Origin of the sequence: Pseudoalteromonas aliena, from assembly GCF_038155085.1 — a bacterium.
GTDB lineage: Bacteria > Pseudomonadota > Gammaproteobacteria > Enterobacterales > Alteromonadaceae > Pseudoalteromonas > Pseudoalteromonas aliena_A.
This window is the reverse complement of sequence record NZ_JBAKAU010000244.1, coordinates 1-213: the sequence shown is the minus strand read 5'-3', so window position 1 is coordinate 213 and position 213 is coordinate 1. Positions and strand designations below refer to the sequence as shown.

Here is a 213-nt window from a genome sequence, read left to right as displayed (position 1 = left end):
ACCCAGTGCAACTTGCTCAGCATTATTGCTTGGGTCAAATTCCCACAGCCAACGTAAGTCACTTGGAAAACCAATACCTACGTAACTTAAATCTTCGCATACAAACCATGTTTGTGCTGCACCTAAATAAAGATGCTTTACCCACACTTCTTGCCCGTCTGGGTGTTTAATAGCCATTTCGTGAATAGAAATACGATGTTGAAAATCATTAAG

At 40.4% G+C, this 213-nt stretch carries 1 pseudogene; it reads right to left on the bottom strand.

Annotation, left to right across the window (positions count from 1 at the left end):
• A pseudogene (locus V6260_RS19235) lies at positions 1 to 213 on the bottom strand (DUF3450 family protein); the annotation flags it as partial.